Raw genomic sequence first — 14,019 nt, forward strand, 5'->3', positions numbered from 1 at the left:
ATGACCGCTTATCTTATTCGTCGCCTATTACTGATAATCCCCACCCTCTGGGCCATTATCACCATCAATTTTTTCATCGTGCAAATCGCGCCGGGTGGCCCCGTCGATCAGGCAATTGCCAATATCGAAATGGGACAAAATGCGGGATTTGGCTCCGGCGGCGGCGACCAAATCGGAGCCGCGCGCGGCGGTATTGCGGCCAGTAACGTTGGCGAAGGTCAATATCGCGGCGCTCGCGGATTAGATCCGCAGATTATTGCCGAAATTGAAAAGCGCTTTGGCTTCGATAAACCGCTCCATCAGCGATATTTCGACATGCTATGGAACTACGTTCGTTTCGATTTTGGCGATAGCCTGTTTCGCGGCGGCTCCGTTATGTCACTGGTCGGCCAAAGCCTGCCGGTTTCCGTCTCTTTAGGGCTATGGAGCACGCTGATCATTTATTTGGTGTCGATACCGTTGGGTATCCGCAAAGCGGTTCATAACGGCTCACGGTTCGATACCTGGAGCAGTACACTGATTATTATTGGCTACGCCATCCCCGCATTTTTGTTTGCCATCATGCTGATTGTCCTGTTTGCTGGCGGCAGCTATTGGGATTGGTTTCCGCTACGCGGTTTGGTTTCCAGCAATTTCAGCTCGCTGCCGTGGTACAGCAAAATCACCGATTACTTTTGGCATATCACCCTGCCGGTGCTCGCCACCGTCATTGGCGGCTTTGCCAGCCTGACGATGCTAACCAAAAACTCATTTCTGGATGAAGTCCGCAAACAATACGTTGTCACCGCGCGTGCCAAAGGCCTCGACGAGAAGAAAATTCTCTACCGGCATGTGTTCCGCAACGCCATGCTGCTGGTGATTGCCGGTTTTCCTGCGACGTTTATCAGCATGTTTTTTACCGGCTCACTCCTGATCGAAGTGATGTTTTCACTTAACGGCCTTGGGCTGCTGGGCTACGACGCCATTTTGCAGCGCGACTATCCGGTGATGTTCGGCACGCTGTACATCTTCACGCTGCTTGGTTTACTACTGAACATTATCAGCGATATCACCTACACGCTGGTCGATCCGCGTATTGACTTCGAGGCTCGACACTAATGACGCTTAATCCAATAAATCAGGCTCGCTGGCAGCGATTCAAGGCCAACCGACGTGGCTATTGGTCGCTATGGATTTTCCTGATCGTGTTTATCATGAGCCTCGGTTCCGAGCTTATCGCTAATGATAAACCCTTGTTGTTACGTTACGACCAGCAATGGTATGCCCCTTTTTTAGTTAACTACCCGGAAACCACTTTTGGCGGCGATTTTAAAACGGCGACCGATTACCAAGATCCGTTGATCCGAAGCAATATCGAACAGCATGGCTGGGCGGTTTGGGCGCCGATTCGCTATAGCTATAACAGCATTAATTTCGCCACCAAAGTGCCGTTCCCCTCTCCGCCGTCTAGCCAACATTGGCTCGGCACCGACGAAAACGGCAACGATATTCTGGCGCAGGTGTTATATGGCCTAAGGATTTCCATTCTGTTTGGTCTAATGCTCACGGTGCTCTCGAGCATCATTGGCATCACCGTAGGGGCAACTCAAGGATTTTACGGCGGAAAAGTGGATTTAATCGGCCAACGTTTTATCGAAGTGTGGTCCGGTATGCCAACGCTATTTCTGATTATTCTGCTTTCCAGCGTGGTGCAGCCAAACTTTTGGTGGCTACTGGCCATTACCGTTATTTTCGGCTGGATGGTGCTGGTGAGCGTGGTACGTGCCGAGTTTCTCCGCACGCGCAATTTTGACTATATCCGCGCGGCCAGAGCGATGGGCGTAGACGATCGCACGATCATGCTACGCCACATGCTGCCGAACGCGATGGTCGCAACGCTCACTTTCCTGCCCTTTATCCTGTGCGGCGCTATCACCACCCTCACCTCTCTCGATTTTTTGGGTTTCGGGTTGCCGACCGGCTCTCCCTCATTAGGAAGCTTGCTGCTGCAGGGTAAAAACAACCTGCAAGCACCATGGTTAGGTATCACGGCGTTTGTGGTTCTGGCGGCGTTGTTGTCGCTGCTGATATTTATATTCGAAGCGGTACGCGACGCTTTCGATCCCTCGAAGGTGAATTGATATGGCGGAAATGTCACTCTCGCACTCATCTCTGCTTAGCATTCGCGATCTGCATATTCATTTTCGCCATGGCGAAGTGACCCGTCCGGTGGTTAACGGGATATCGCTTGATATCAACGCCGGTGAAACCCTCGCTCTGGTCGGAGAATCTGGTTCTGGAAAAAGCGTCACTGCGCTTTCGATTTTGCGCCTGCTCTCTTCACCTCCAGCACACTACCCCAGCGGCGATATTCTGTTTAACGGTCAATCGCTGCTGCACGCAGACGAAGCCTTTTTACGCAGCATTCGCGGCAATGAAATTGCCATGATCTTCCAAGAGCCAATGGTGTCGTTAAATCCGCTGCACAGTATCGAAAAGCAACTGGCTGAAGTGCTGTCGCTGCACCGAGGCATGCGTCGTGCTCAGGCGCGCGCAGAGATTATCCGCTGCCTAGATCGCGTGGGAATTCGTCAGCCTGAAAAACGCCTGAATGATTATCCCCACCAGCTCTCCGGTGGGGAGAGACAGCGCATCATGATAGCCATGGCTATTCTGACTCGACCTAAGCTGCTGATCGCCGACGAACCGACCACGGCGCTTGATGTTTCCGTGCAGGCACAGATCCTTGAACTGCTGGCTGAACTCAAGCAAGAACTCAATATGGGGATGTTATTCATCACCCACAATCTCAACATTGTTAAGCGCTTGGCCGATCGCGTAGCCGTGATGCGCTATGGCGAAATCGTGGAAACCGGTGAATGTCAGGCGCTGTTTTCAGCACCGCAGCATCCGTATACTCAGCAACTCCTCGACGCCATCCCTTCTGGCGATCCGGTGGCGCTGCCTCAACCGGCGCAAACCGTGTTGGAAGTCAAAGATCTCAGCGTCCGGTTCCCCATTCGGCAGGGAATACTGCGCCGCACCGTTGGCTATAGCCACATCGTCGATCGGCTCAACTTCACGCTGCAACGAGGGGAAAGCTTAGGGCTAGTCGGTGAATCTGGATCGGGGAAAAGCACTACCGGTTTGGCTCTTTTACGACTCATTCCGGCGCTAGGCGAAATTTGGTTTGAGGGAACTGCGCTACATTTGCTGAATTTAAAGCAGCTTCAGCCGTATCGCAGCCAGATTCAGGTGGTGTTCCAAGATCCGTATTCGGCGCTGAACCCTCGGCTGAACGTTTTGCAAATCATCGCCGAAGGCTTACAGGTACACCAAAAGCTGAATGAACAGCAACGGGAAGAGCGGGTAATCAGCGCTATGAACGAAGTTGGGCTCGATCCAGAAACACGCTATCGCTACCCCACCGAGTTTTCCGGCGGTCAGCGTCAGCGTATTGCCATTGCCCGCGCCTTAATTCTTGAACCTCGGTTATTGATACTGGACGAACCGGCCTCTTCGCTCGATCGCTCCGTGCAGGCGCAGATTTTAACGCTGCTGAAAACGCTTCAGCAACGCCACCAGCTCAGCTACCTGTTCATCAGCCATGACTTGCAGGTGGTGCGTTCACTGTGCCATCAGGTGATGGTGATGCGGAACGGAAAAGTGATTGAGCACGGAAACTGCGCTGAAGTTTTTGCCAATCCCGCTCAAGACTACACGCGCCAGCTATTAGCCTTTGCAGACTGAGATAGGCTAAATCATTGCGGATGCGGTAAAAGAACGCCAGTGAGTTTGTAGCCTAGGCTACAAACTTGTGAAAACACTTTCTAAGCTGCCTGTACGGCAGTGAACTTGACTGGTGGATTGGAGCGACGCCGCCAGTTTTTCTAAGCTGCCTGTACGGCAGTGAACAATCACTACCGCATGCATACCCCTCTACGCATTTTCTAAGCTGCCTGTACGGCAGTGAACATGCATAGGCATAGTGGTTGACGTGTGCTAGTTTTCTAAGCTGCCTGTACGGCAGTGAACCATTGATAACCGGAGTCTGATATGGGCGTTAAGTTTCTAAGCTGCCTGTACGGCAGTGAACGTGAATGTTGCTTGCACCCCAGCTGGTGCCGTTTTCTAAGCTGCCTGTACGGCAGTGAACATAAGGCTCATTTTTTCAAAATCCGCATTTCATTTCTAAGCTGCCTGTACGGCAGTGAACCTGGATTAGTTGATTATGAAAATGATATTGATTTTCTAAGCTGCCTGTACGGCAGTGAACTCAGTGTTTCCACGATTGCGGGAAATGTTGCGTTTCTAAGCTGCCTGTACGGCAGTGAACTGGGGCAACAAAGCGGATCGGGTTTAACTGGCTTTCTAAGCTGCCTGTACGGCAGTGAAGTTCAATCAGTGGAAAAAAACACTTTCAAAGAATTTCTAAGCTGCCTGTACGGCAGTGAACGATGATTGTCCAGAAATTGCCTATAATTATTTTTTCTAAGCTGCCTGTACGGCAGTGAACCAGATGCAGATGCTAAATATTTAACAATTGGCGTTTCTAAGCTGCCTGTACGGCAGTGAACAGCAACTATATTTGAAAGCGCGGAAGTAAAGATTTCTAAGCTGCCTGTACGGCAGTGAACACTCTGATAGCACCCGCGCCAGTAGTGATGCTTTTCTAAGCTGCCTGTACGGCAGTGAACTGTAGAATAATCGTAGAAAGATTCAATAAATCAAAACAATAGCCCATTACTCTTTATAAAACCCTTTTTATTTTGCATCATCCATGATGATTGAAAATCAATAAGTTACGAGCAAGCAATAAAAAAGGGTTTTAGCTGAAGCGCCCGACTGGTTTCAGGCGGGCGTTGAAAACCAACAAAACTAAAACCACGGCACAGTGGCGGTTGAGCTTAAGCCGTAGCTACTGAAGGTTCCCGTCTGAGGATGAGGCTGCGCTTTCCCTTGGCGGATAAACAGCTGGAACATTTGCCCAGTGGACAGGCTTTTCAACGAAATAAAGGGCAATGAGGTGCGCTGCTCGTTGGCATCCAGAATTTGCTCCCGCGCCTGTTCCTCGGTGAGCCAGCCTTTTTTAACCGATCTGCGCCGCAGTCGTTCCGCACTGCTTTTCACCTGCACTCGACTCACGGTGCAATGCATCACATTCTCAGGGATCCGTTGGATGTCGCTGCATTGTGTATAGTCTCGCAGTCCTTTCAGCCACGGTGTTGCTTGCAGCGCTTGCAATGCGTCTTGAGAACCATGTAAACGCAGCGTATCGCCCAACATTTTCCCCGCACGGGGAAAACTTATCCCAACCGCGCCATTGGCTTGCGCACCTAATACACGATGCAGCTTGGCAAACAGCGCAGCCATTAGCATTGGCTCACTGAACTCAGGGTCTTCAAGCACGCGGATATCCTGATAAAAATTCATATCAGCCCCTTAATCACTCTTTCTCACCAAAGACACCACCGCGGATCAATATAGCCATCACATAATGCTGTTGTTCTACCGCAGGCTTATCCCCCTTAGTGACCCACTTATCCAGTAGGGTATAAAAATCCATTTTTTCTTTTGGCTGACGGCAGGCAACGCCACGGCTGGTAACTGAGCCATAGGGCTCAACGGCAATCGCCCCCAGTGAATCGACCATGGGATGCCACGTATCGATGGTGCGTAAGGCATTGCCGATTTTTTGCGAGTGCATCGCAGCGACATCACTGACCTGGTATAGCACCTTACTTTTTTTACTATTACTATCTAGAACAAGCTCTTGGGATGGGAAAACTTCCTGCCCTGCACCTAATTGAACAAACGCCTCAACGGTAAGTAAAACAAAGCTTTCTCCACGCAGTCCACTCTCAATCACCTGCGCGAGCGCCTGCAAATCACCATCGGGTTGGCGGAATTCACGCAGGCTGTAGTGTTGTGCATCAAACGTCCAGCGTTGTTCTCCTGAGGAGATATGCACTTTAATGGCTTCAGCGCCAACGCGGTTGCGCCACAGAAAACGACCATTAGCCAGATTTTCTGCATAGCGCGCAGCCAGTTCGGTAAAGCCATGCTCCGAGATATACCCCTCGATCACATCCTGTAACGCAACTTGGTATTCCTGATCGTTACACACTGACGGCGTTGATAAATGGCCTAATACACGTAGGGTAAAGGTCACTTTCAGCGTATCGGCATCCATTGGTAAAGCGGCTACGTCAACGCGCTGCAGGTTAGCTTTTTGGATCTCGGCATCTAATTTAGCAGGATCGCTGGCAATGGCATTTTTCAGGCGATTGGAAATCGTACCGCGCACCGCTTTTTCTTGAATATGAATCGGTTGCCAGACTCCGCCGTTAATATCATCCCATTTCCCTGCAAACATGAGTGCATCGGAGTTTGCCAGTTTACGTTCGAATGCCAGTACGGATGCTGTTTTAATAGCCATTGAAAATTCCCTCTTCGTCTATAATTAGTAGATAATTTCTTCAATTTCGTCTGTTGATTCATCGGGCTGAATCAATGACGCCGTTTGGGAACCACAGCAGTAGTAGCCCTGTTCCGTTACGCGATAGCGCCACATCAAGCTGGATAGATCATGGAAATGATGTAAACCGCGCCATTCCCCCACGCCATAAACCGCCTCGGCAAAACAGAATGGGGTTTCTGTATCGCGGGTGTGACTCACTTCGCCCGGTTCATACAGTGGAGAAATACGCTGATAGCCTGTTAATAGCGGAACGAGATAGCGCTTCGCCGGTTTAGGTAAATAGCGCCACTCTACTTTTCCACTCTCTGGATCTTTTACCGCGGCTCTTTTTAACGCAGCAAAATCCAGCCATGCATCAAGCATTTGGGCTTCTGGCTGGATTGTACGTAAATCAGCCAAATGGGAAGCAAGCAGCGCAGAGCGATCCAACAAGACAAAGCTGGGAAGGTGCTGACAAATCAGTCGCCGCAGTGCATCCGCGTTAAGCGGATATGACATCACCTCCACTTTTTCAATGTCCGTGATGATCCCTCCCGCCAAGCGTAGCGTTTGACACTGCGTTTGCAGATACTGAGCGAGAGCATTCAATCCTTCATCGCCATTTGCGATGGTGCCATTGCATTCAATCAACAAGGAAACCGTCATATGCATGCGCCCTTCCTCATTGAACGCCGCCGTTTTCGCTTCTTTGGTTAATGGATTACGCGTTAAGGCAAACTGATGATCCCAACCCGAGCTATGTGTATGGTGCTGAAAGTGATGAGAAATAACGGTGCAGCCGTCAAGGCTAAGGTTATGACTTTGCTGTATACGGCGTGAGAGCGCGTGGGTATATCCCAGAAAATGGGTTATCGCAGGAAAACCGTAGGTTAATCCTGCAACACAGTTAGCATTTTCCACACGTACTCGGCGTAAAACGATTAAGTAGCCCATTACAGTTTCTCCGCCAGAGACCATTCAAACTCGCGAATGTACTTGTTGAACAATGGCTGAGTTCGCCATTCCATACGCTCCACCATACCTAGCCCTAACGCTTCGTCCTGTAGCTGTCTGTTGAGCCAAAGGGCAAAATCATCGGCGACCGTTTTTTTCCAATCGCCGCCTTCGCGTTCCAATTTAAAGTCGTCATCAACGCGGCAACGATAAGGATCAAGCCATAATTGCTGTGCGCGTTTTAGTTCGCAGTCTTTATCTAATGTCCAGCCCTGCCACTCTTCACGCTGGATCCCCTCTACTACCGTAAACAATTGCACGATGATGTCTTCCACCAACTCTTGACGACGCTCGCGGATTTCAAGCGTGCTATCGCAACCCAACTTGCTGCGCAGATACTGCTGTAGCTGGTGTGCATTATCCTTAGCCACAAAATGAAACGGGCTGCGCTTCTGAAAAATAGATTTCAGGTGTACAGGTTTTTTTTCAACCGGCTTGAACTGCGGCGGCGAACAAGGAAGCAACCAGACACAGCCACCGCGTACGCTGTTAAGATAGGAAATATTTTGCGGCTTGGTGCCACCGACATTCATAACGGCAGTATTCAGGTAGTAAGTGATAGGAGTCTCATGCCATTCCCCTTCCTTTCGTGCCTGATTGGCCGCTTTGGTTGCGTCACTGAATCGTGCATCAACAATTCGCTGATGCACTGCATGAGCAAGAGATGAAGGAAAAAGCGGGCTAATCAGATGATATTTACCATCACCCACCGGAAAATAGACCTGTTTGGCTAATATATGGCTGGATGGTTGCCTTGGCTCAAATATACGTTTAAAACCACTAACCCATTCAGCCAGTTGCTGTTCATTTTCAGCAAAATATTGCAAAGACGAATAATCACCTCGTTCTATGGCTGATAACAGCGAAACTCCATCTGCTTCAAGTTTAAGTAGCCCTGCTATCCCCATGAAGTTAGCACCACCGTCAAGATCAACTTCGGGGTAAGATAAAGACAAGCTGCTAAGATAAATTTCACTTGTCATAAAATTTTTTGCTACTAAATAAACACTACTGCTTTTACTACCACCGTGAGTATATTTTGCGGCATGAGTTACTCTCATAAAGTACTTAGCATTAAATGAACTTCGAGATTTCGCTGTAAGCCAAGCTCGGTAAAAACAGATTTTCTCTATATCAGTAAAAACATTGTTCTTATCTATGTCTTCTTTTTTATCAATGTAATCAGCTATCAACTTACTGAGTCCGTCCAATTTCACACCTCCAGTCGAGTTAAAATTTAGTCACTCAAACGCCCGAAACACCCCAAGTACCGGATTAAAACGCCACGCCTCTGAGTCTTCGCTGTAAATGCTTAGGCATATCTCACCAAACTTTTGACCAACCTCTTCGAGTTCCATACCCAATTCGTCTGCCAGATGGTTGTAGACATCAGGATAAGACGCTTGGATCCACGCGCTTACGCCGTTCGCGATGGTTAACTCTGGATAGTCAAACTCACCGCTCTCTTTCCAACCAAAGCTGCCGCTATCAATGTTGTAAAAACGCAGTTCGTCATCGTCGTCCAACAGCAGCGCACACTCCTGCTGTTTATTGGTTTGCCGAAATGGCATCTGCCGCTGCGATTCACCGCACCAGTCAACGTGGCCGCGCCACCACTGAGCCGCTGGGCTCTGCTTTCCTAATAACTCTAGGGAGAGTCGGTAATGTTCCAAATCGACAAGATTGTTAAACGGAGGGCGCTTTGGCGCGTCGGTTCGTTGATGGATACGCGAGCTGGCGTCGATATGCTGGTACTGTTCTTCGGTAAGGAGCTCCCGCAAATCGTGACTTGCCAACAGATATTTTTGAGACTCAAAACCAGGGCGGCAGTAGGCAGCAACGCCGCTGTCCTTTTGGCGCAAAGATTTAATATTTTTGGTTAGAATATGTAGGTTCGGCGTTTTTGGCGGTCGCTGGCGGTGGCGCTGGATACGACCAGCCAATTGAATTAACGATCGCATCGAGCTGGGCTCAGCGATAGCCCAATCAAGATCCCAATCCCTTCCAACTTCAGTGACCGATGTTCCTAACACCACAAATAAATGATGAGATTCAGGATATTGCTCAAGGGCATGACGAACCTCAGCGACCGACCATAGCGCCTCGGGTTGATGGCGCGTGAGCATGGCGTCTAGGCGTTGCTCGATATGCGAACGCATCGCCAATGGATGCTGGCTGTGATACACGCAATAATGGATACGACAGTCGGTCTCAGGCGAAGTTGAAAATAGGCGCTGCGCGGTTGCCACCAAAGGATCAATATTGGCCATACGGATCAGCCCAACGGATACCGTCTTGCCACTCTCGTGTAATTGATGGTGTTGGCGGTGCAGTTGCATCATCGACGCGTGTAAAACATCGGTGAGGCTCGCCATAACATCACTTATTTTGCGGGTCGGAGATTCGAGCGGTATAAGCTCTGCATAACGCAGCGGAGTCACTTGTTTGAGCTTAGCGATTCGTTGAGAAACAAAGGATTCGTGGATCTCTTTAAAACGCAATCCATCGCTAATATCTTCGCTAACGGCATTATTTTCATCAAACCATGCACAGCAAATATTCACCGGAGCATTCGGTATACCGCACGATTTTTGATATTCCCCGCGTCCCGCTTCATAAGCACGAAATAAAGCCTGAATCAGCGCGGGCGGCAGCGTGGCAGAAGACAGCAACACTCGGCTACCCAGCATACCTGCCCAGTTAACTAATCGACATAATGCCGGTAAATCAGCAATATCAAAGTCATCGGGCTCATCCAGCACCAGATCAGAGGTGAGTAAACGCAGCATCGGAGCAATCTGCTTTCCACCACGAATGCCTTCGCAGGCTGGCATTAAATGGTCGATAGTGCTGACCAGCACCGGCGCGCTAATCAATTTGTGTAATTTGCTGTCCTGTTTCAACCAGTGACTTAATCGTCCATCGTCGAGACCGCCGTCGTAGCGAACATATTGATGCTCAGCAAAGAAAGTTTCTGCCGATTGGCTAATCACATCGTTAGCTGGCACCGTACGATATAATTGATGGAGCTGTTGTACTGACGAAGAGCCGATCAACGTGGCAAGATCGTCGCTTTGTAATTGAAGTTTATCGCGTAGCGCATCGCCGGTTTGCAACGTCAGCGTTCGTAATCCCAACGCCACAGAAAACCGACAGCCCTGTTTTTCGTCGGCTAACGCATACATGATCCGCGCATTAGCAAACGTCTTACCGCTGCCGGTCGATGCCATATTGATACCAAAAAAACCCTGCTGAACCGAGCGTTCACGCAACGCGGCGGCAGTATCAAATGCCGTATCCTGCCAACGAAATCGAGCATGGCTAGTGCGTTGTTTAAAGCCCTTATGACGGGTAATCGCAGGTAGAGTCTGTCGCAGTTTAGGGAGGCAACGCCCGAGCAACAGCGAATTCTGTCCCACGCCAACATTGTGTTCATCCAATTTTTGCTTGAGCGCCTTGGTGTCTGTATCGGTATTTGCCCAAGCAGAGTATTCAGAGGATTGCCAACCCGAAGTCGCTGGTCGCGATGAGTAATCATGGTCAGCCAGCATCAAAACCAGCCGCGAGATATGCATAGCAAAACGGCTAGTTAACTGGCCATATGCAATGAGTGACCTAGACTGCAAAGCGCGTTGAGCAAACTTGCGTGCTTTGGTGCACCAAATATCGCTTTGCAGCGGCGTACCATGCGGAAATCGCCATACGCGTTGTAAATCCTGCTTGCTCCAGTCTCCCGCCTCCTGATTGGTTGAGTTCCACAATGAATTAAACTGCGTCTCCAGCCACAAAGCGCTATCCACGAACTGTGGTTTATACTTACGTGTAGTGTTAGATGAATTCTGGGGGTAAACAGGTAGGCGATGATGAGAAACAATCAGCCAAGCAACTGTCTGGGCCAGTGGTGGCAGCGAAGCAAAAATCATCGTGTCTTTCGGCTGAGGATCGCATTCTAAGCGAGACAACATCTCAGCTTCATTTGCAGAAGACACCTCAGCGAGCGAACATAGCCATTCGGTATCCGTTTGTTTCCCCACAAAAGCCTGAAATAGGCGCAACGATATCCATTCATGACGATAGGGCTGGAATCGGCGGCCTGAAGTCGCGGTTAATCCCTGCTGAAATAGCTGATTCGCCTTACCAAAATCATGAAACAGCCCCGAAATACCCGCCAGTAAGCTAATCGCTTCTGCGCTATGCCACAGGTCTTCATCTTGGCTCTTAAGAATATCGCGCGAAGTTCGGTTAGTTGGCACCGTACCCTGTGCGTTAGGCTCTCCCCGCTCACCATTGACCAAAACACCGCAATATTGCGGATAATCGATGTTTGAATGCGTAGAGAGCTGAATAGCGTTTAAATCTGAAGGAGATAAGTCGTGAGTATTCATATCGCTAACGCCGTTGATGATCGTTAGCTGAAAATATCATGAGAAACTTAAATAATTTTTAAGTTAAATCACAAATAACCAATAATAATCCTTTGTAATCAATAAGATAATTATATTGTTGTATTTTACTCATAATGAAAATGAATTATTACATCAGAATCAGCGATAAGAATATGGGATCGCCTGCATGGCAGTGAACATCAGAATGGTAGAGAAGAAAGACAGGAATGATAGGCAGATCCCTGCATGCACCGGCAGCCACACAGGCGTGCCGGTATACGGTTCTGACGAGGAAGTCAGAACGGATACTGAGCGATAATCGGCTCGGCGATCGCCACACCGACGTTTTTCAAGCGGCACATCGCCGCACTTTCATCTTCAAGATGAACAAATAGGCAAGGTTCACCGTCAAGCTCAACGACAGAGCAGTTTACCTGCATCTCTTGTAAAGACTGATTCAGACGTTTCATGATTTGCCATGCAGCTTCTCCCTCTTCGCTCAGGAGCTTCAGGCCAATCAGACTATTACTCTCAATAGCACTATTATTAACGTCCGTATTCTCAACGCCAGCCGTCTTTTCCAAATAAATGGGTTCGACCTGCACGCCGGTGAGCCCTGATGACCATCGGTAGCTTTGCGGCAACCGGTGGACTATCGAAAGCTGGAAACTATTCACATTTTTACCCTGATTAAAAACTAACTACAATTTTTTCACAAAAAACTCACATCGTAAACCTAAGTTCGCACTATTCCGGCTATTTGATGACTTAATCGTCATTTTGTTATGAGTTTGTTTATTACATTTCGGTAACACCGAAGAATAAACAGCCTAAAGCGCGATCTTGATGGCGCTACTCCATTTTTTTACTCTGGAAGTACCACGATGGAGGGAGAGCGGTTATTGGGGTTATATGTATACTTTTATCTTTATTACCACAACCATTTTTGTTTCATTTTAATTACTTTGTCGTGTTTTTCAATTTACATACAAAATACAATAAATCACTGAACCATGATCAATGAAATTAGCTAATTAATTGTTTTGATAGAAAATAAAAAACGCAGAAAATGTTAAATAACTTTAATGTTTTTTCTTTTCACAATGGATTTTACCTAGTTAAGTTAGATGTTCTGTTAAAAAAATGAAAATCTCACGCCAAAAACCGACAATAGTTAGCACGATTATATTTTCTAAGCTACCTGTACGGCAGTAAACCAGTGACGATTGTCTGCTGATAGTGATTTAGTTTTCTAAGCTGCCTGCACGGCAGTGAACCGCTGTATTATCTAGGGCTCTATCCATTGCTGTTTCTAAGCTGCCTGCACGGCAGTGAACTGGATCCAAGTGGGGGACTGAGGAAGACGACATTTCTAAGCTGCCTGCACGGCAGTGAACAAACACTAACCTCCCAGCCTCTGATTTTATCGTTTCTAAGCTGCCTGCACGGCAGTGAACAATGCTGAGGCGATGCCTCGGCAGTCTAAGATTTTCTAAGCTGCCTGCACGGCAGTGAACTTTTAGAGAAGCAGCTAAGAATCCGGTGGCGTTTTCTAAGCTGCCTGCACGGCAGTGAACACCTAGTGTGGGGTGAAACTGATTATTGTGAATTTCTAAGCTGCCTGCACGGCAGTGAACTAGGGGATAGTAATCCCACGACTCCGGCAATTTTTCTAAGCTGCCTGCACGGCAGTGAACGCCGGCCACAACACCGCCAAAGTTTATTGATATTTCTAAGCTGCCTGCACGGCAGTGAACGAGAGCTTAACCGAAGAAGATATGGCTGATATTTTCTAAGCTGCCTGCACGGCAGTGAACCAGCATCGGTGAAGCGAGATAAAATATCGTCATTTCTAAGCTGCCTGCACGGCAGTGAACTAGCGCTAGCGGGAGGTCGTCGTTATGGCGGCTTTCTAAGCTGCCTGCACGGCAGTGAACACATGCCGATCCCCTCTTCTGGCGTTCCTGCTTTTCTAAGCTGCCTGCACGGCAGTGAACAAGCTCTGACACCTGCGGCACAATCTCGACGTTTTCTAAGCTGCCTGCACGGCAGTGAACCAACATATCCGGTTTGCGGGTCTATGCTGATATTTCTAAGCTGCCTGCACGGCAGTGAACGTGACGGGTTTCCATTTCGTCCTGCTGCTTGCTTTCTAAGCTGCCTGCACGGCAGTGAACATCA

9 protein-coding genes and 2 CRISPR repeat arrays are annotated in these 14,019 nt (G+C 48.8%); of the genes, 3 read left to right on the top strand and 6 right to left on the bottom strand.

All coding sequences use genetic code 11. The annotated features are described in order from the left end of the window. Genes HMPREF3091_RS03805 through yejF form a run of 3 tightly spaced genes read left to right on the top strand, consistent with a single transcriptional unit; the run spans nucleotide 1 to nucleotide 3,729 of the window. Nucleotides 1-1,098: a microcin C ABC transporter permease YejB gene (locus HMPREF3091_RS03805; RefSeq protein ID WP_070714332.1), complete on the top strand. Its 1,098-nt coding sequence runs from the start codon at nucleotides 1-3 to the stop codon at nucleotides 1,096-1,098. Continuing rightward, nucleotides 1,098-2,120 carry an ABC transporter permease gene (locus tag HMPREF3091_RS03810; RefSeq protein WP_004089523.1) on the top strand — a complete coding sequence of 341 codons (1,023 nt, stop codon included), beginning with the start codon at nucleotides 1,098-1,100 and terminating at the stop codon, nucleotides 2,118-2,120. The genes HMPREF3091_RS03805 and HMPREF3091_RS03810 overlap by 1 nt, the downstream gene beginning before the upstream one ends. 1 nt (nucleotide 2,121) lies before the next feature. Beyond that, nucleotides 2,122-3,729: a microcin C ABC transporter ATP-binding protein YejF gene (gene yejF / locus HMPREF3091_RS03815; RefSeq protein WP_083321354.1), complete on the top strand. Its 1,608-nt coding sequence runs from the start codon at nucleotides 2,122-2,124 to the stop codon at nucleotides 3,727-3,729. 77 nt (nucleotides 3,730-3,806) lie between these two features. Further along, nucleotides 3,807-4,676: a CRISPR direct-repeat array (repeat unit 28 nt; unit sequence TTTCTAAGCTGCCTGTACGGCAGTGAAC). Nucleotides 4,677-4,857: 181 nt separating this feature from the next. Here yejF and cas6f read toward each other — a convergent pair. From cas6f to HMPREF3091_RS03845, 6 genes are all read right to left on the bottom strand, one after another. Continuing rightward, complete coding sequence (gene cas6f / locus HMPREF3091_RS03820; protein WP_070714334.1) at nucleotides 4,858-5,412, bottom strand: type I-F CRISPR-associated endoribonuclease Cas6/Csy4; 555 nt, start codon at nucleotides 5,410-5,412, stop codon at nucleotides 4,858-4,860. A 13-nt stretch (nucleotides 5,413-5,425) separates the two neighbouring features. Beyond that, entirely contained in the window at nucleotides 5,426-6,418 is a 993-nt protein-coding gene (csy3, locus tag HMPREF3091_RS03825; RefSeq protein WP_070714336.1) for a type I-F CRISPR-associated protein Csy3, read from the bottom strand. Between the two features lie 24 nt (nucleotides 6,419-6,442). Next, nucleotides 6,443-7,393, bottom strand: coding sequence for a type I-F CRISPR-associated protein Csy2 (gene csy2, locus HMPREF3091_RS03830; RefSeq protein WP_070714338.1), 951 nt, complete (start codon nucleotides 7,391-7,393; stop codon nucleotides 6,443-6,445). Next, nucleotides 7,393-8,664: a type I-F CRISPR-associated protein Csy1 gene (csy1, locus tag HMPREF3091_RS03835; RefSeq protein WP_168168171.1), complete on the bottom strand. Its 1,272-nt coding sequence runs from the start codon at nucleotides 8,662-8,664 to the stop codon at nucleotides 7,393-7,395. The genes csy2 and csy1 overlap by 1 nt, the downstream gene beginning before the upstream one ends. 30 nt (nucleotides 8,665-8,694) lie before the next feature. Continuing rightward, on the bottom strand, nucleotides 8,695-11,838 hold the full coding sequence (gene cas3f, locus HMPREF3091_RS03840) for a type I-F CRISPR-associated helicase Cas3f (RefSeq protein WP_070714341.1): 3,144 nt from the start codon (nucleotides 11,836-11,838) through the stop codon (nucleotides 8,695-8,697). Nucleotides 11,839-12,134: 296 nt separating this feature from the next. After that, nucleotides 12,135-12,515, bottom strand: coding sequence for a YejG family protein (locus HMPREF3091_RS03845; RefSeq protein ID WP_008813931.1), 381 nt, complete (start codon nucleotides 12,513-12,515; stop codon nucleotides 12,135-12,137). A 512-nt stretch (nucleotides 12,516-13,027) separates the two neighbouring features. Further along, nucleotides 13,028-14,015: a CRISPR direct-repeat array (repeat unit 28 nt; unit sequence TTTCTAAGCTGCCTGCACGGCAGTGAAC). Nucleotides 14,016-14,019: the final 4 nt, after the last annotated feature.

It is taken from the genome of Hafnia sp. HMSC23F03 (assembly GCF_001816025.1).
GTDB classification, from domain to species: Bacteria; Pseudomonadota; Gammaproteobacteria; order Enterobacterales; family Enterobacteriaceae; genus Hafnia; species Hafnia paralvei.

Excerpts from the sequence above, each read along its gene's own strand:
- HMPREF3091_RS03805 (WP_070714332.1), top strand. The coding sequence starts at position 1 with ATGACCGCTTATCTTATTCGTCGCCTATTACTGATAATCCCCACCCTC.
- cas3f (WP_070714341.1), bottom strand. The coding sequence starts at position 11,838 with ATGAATACTCACGACTTATCTCCTTCAGATTTAAACGCTATTCAGCTC.
- cas6f (WP_070714334.1), bottom strand. The coding sequence starts at position 5,412 with ATGAATTTTTATCAGGATATCCGCGTGCTTGAAGACCCTGAGTTCAGT.
- csy3 (WP_070714336.1), bottom strand. The coding sequence starts at position 6,418 with ATGGCTATTAAAACAGCATCCGTACTGGCATTCGAACGTAAACTGGCA.
- HMPREF3091_RS03810 (WP_004089523.1), top strand. The coding sequence starts at position 1,098 with ATGACGCTTAATCCAATAAATCAGGCTCGCTGGCAGCGATTCAAGGCC.
- csy2 (WP_070714338.1), bottom strand. The coding sequence starts at position 7,393 with ATGGGCTACTTAATCGTTTTACGCCGAGTACGTGTGGAAAATGCTAAC.
- yejF (WP_083321354.1), top strand. The coding sequence starts at position 2,122 with ATGGCGGAAATGTCACTCTCGCACTCATCTCTGCTTAGCATTCGCGAT.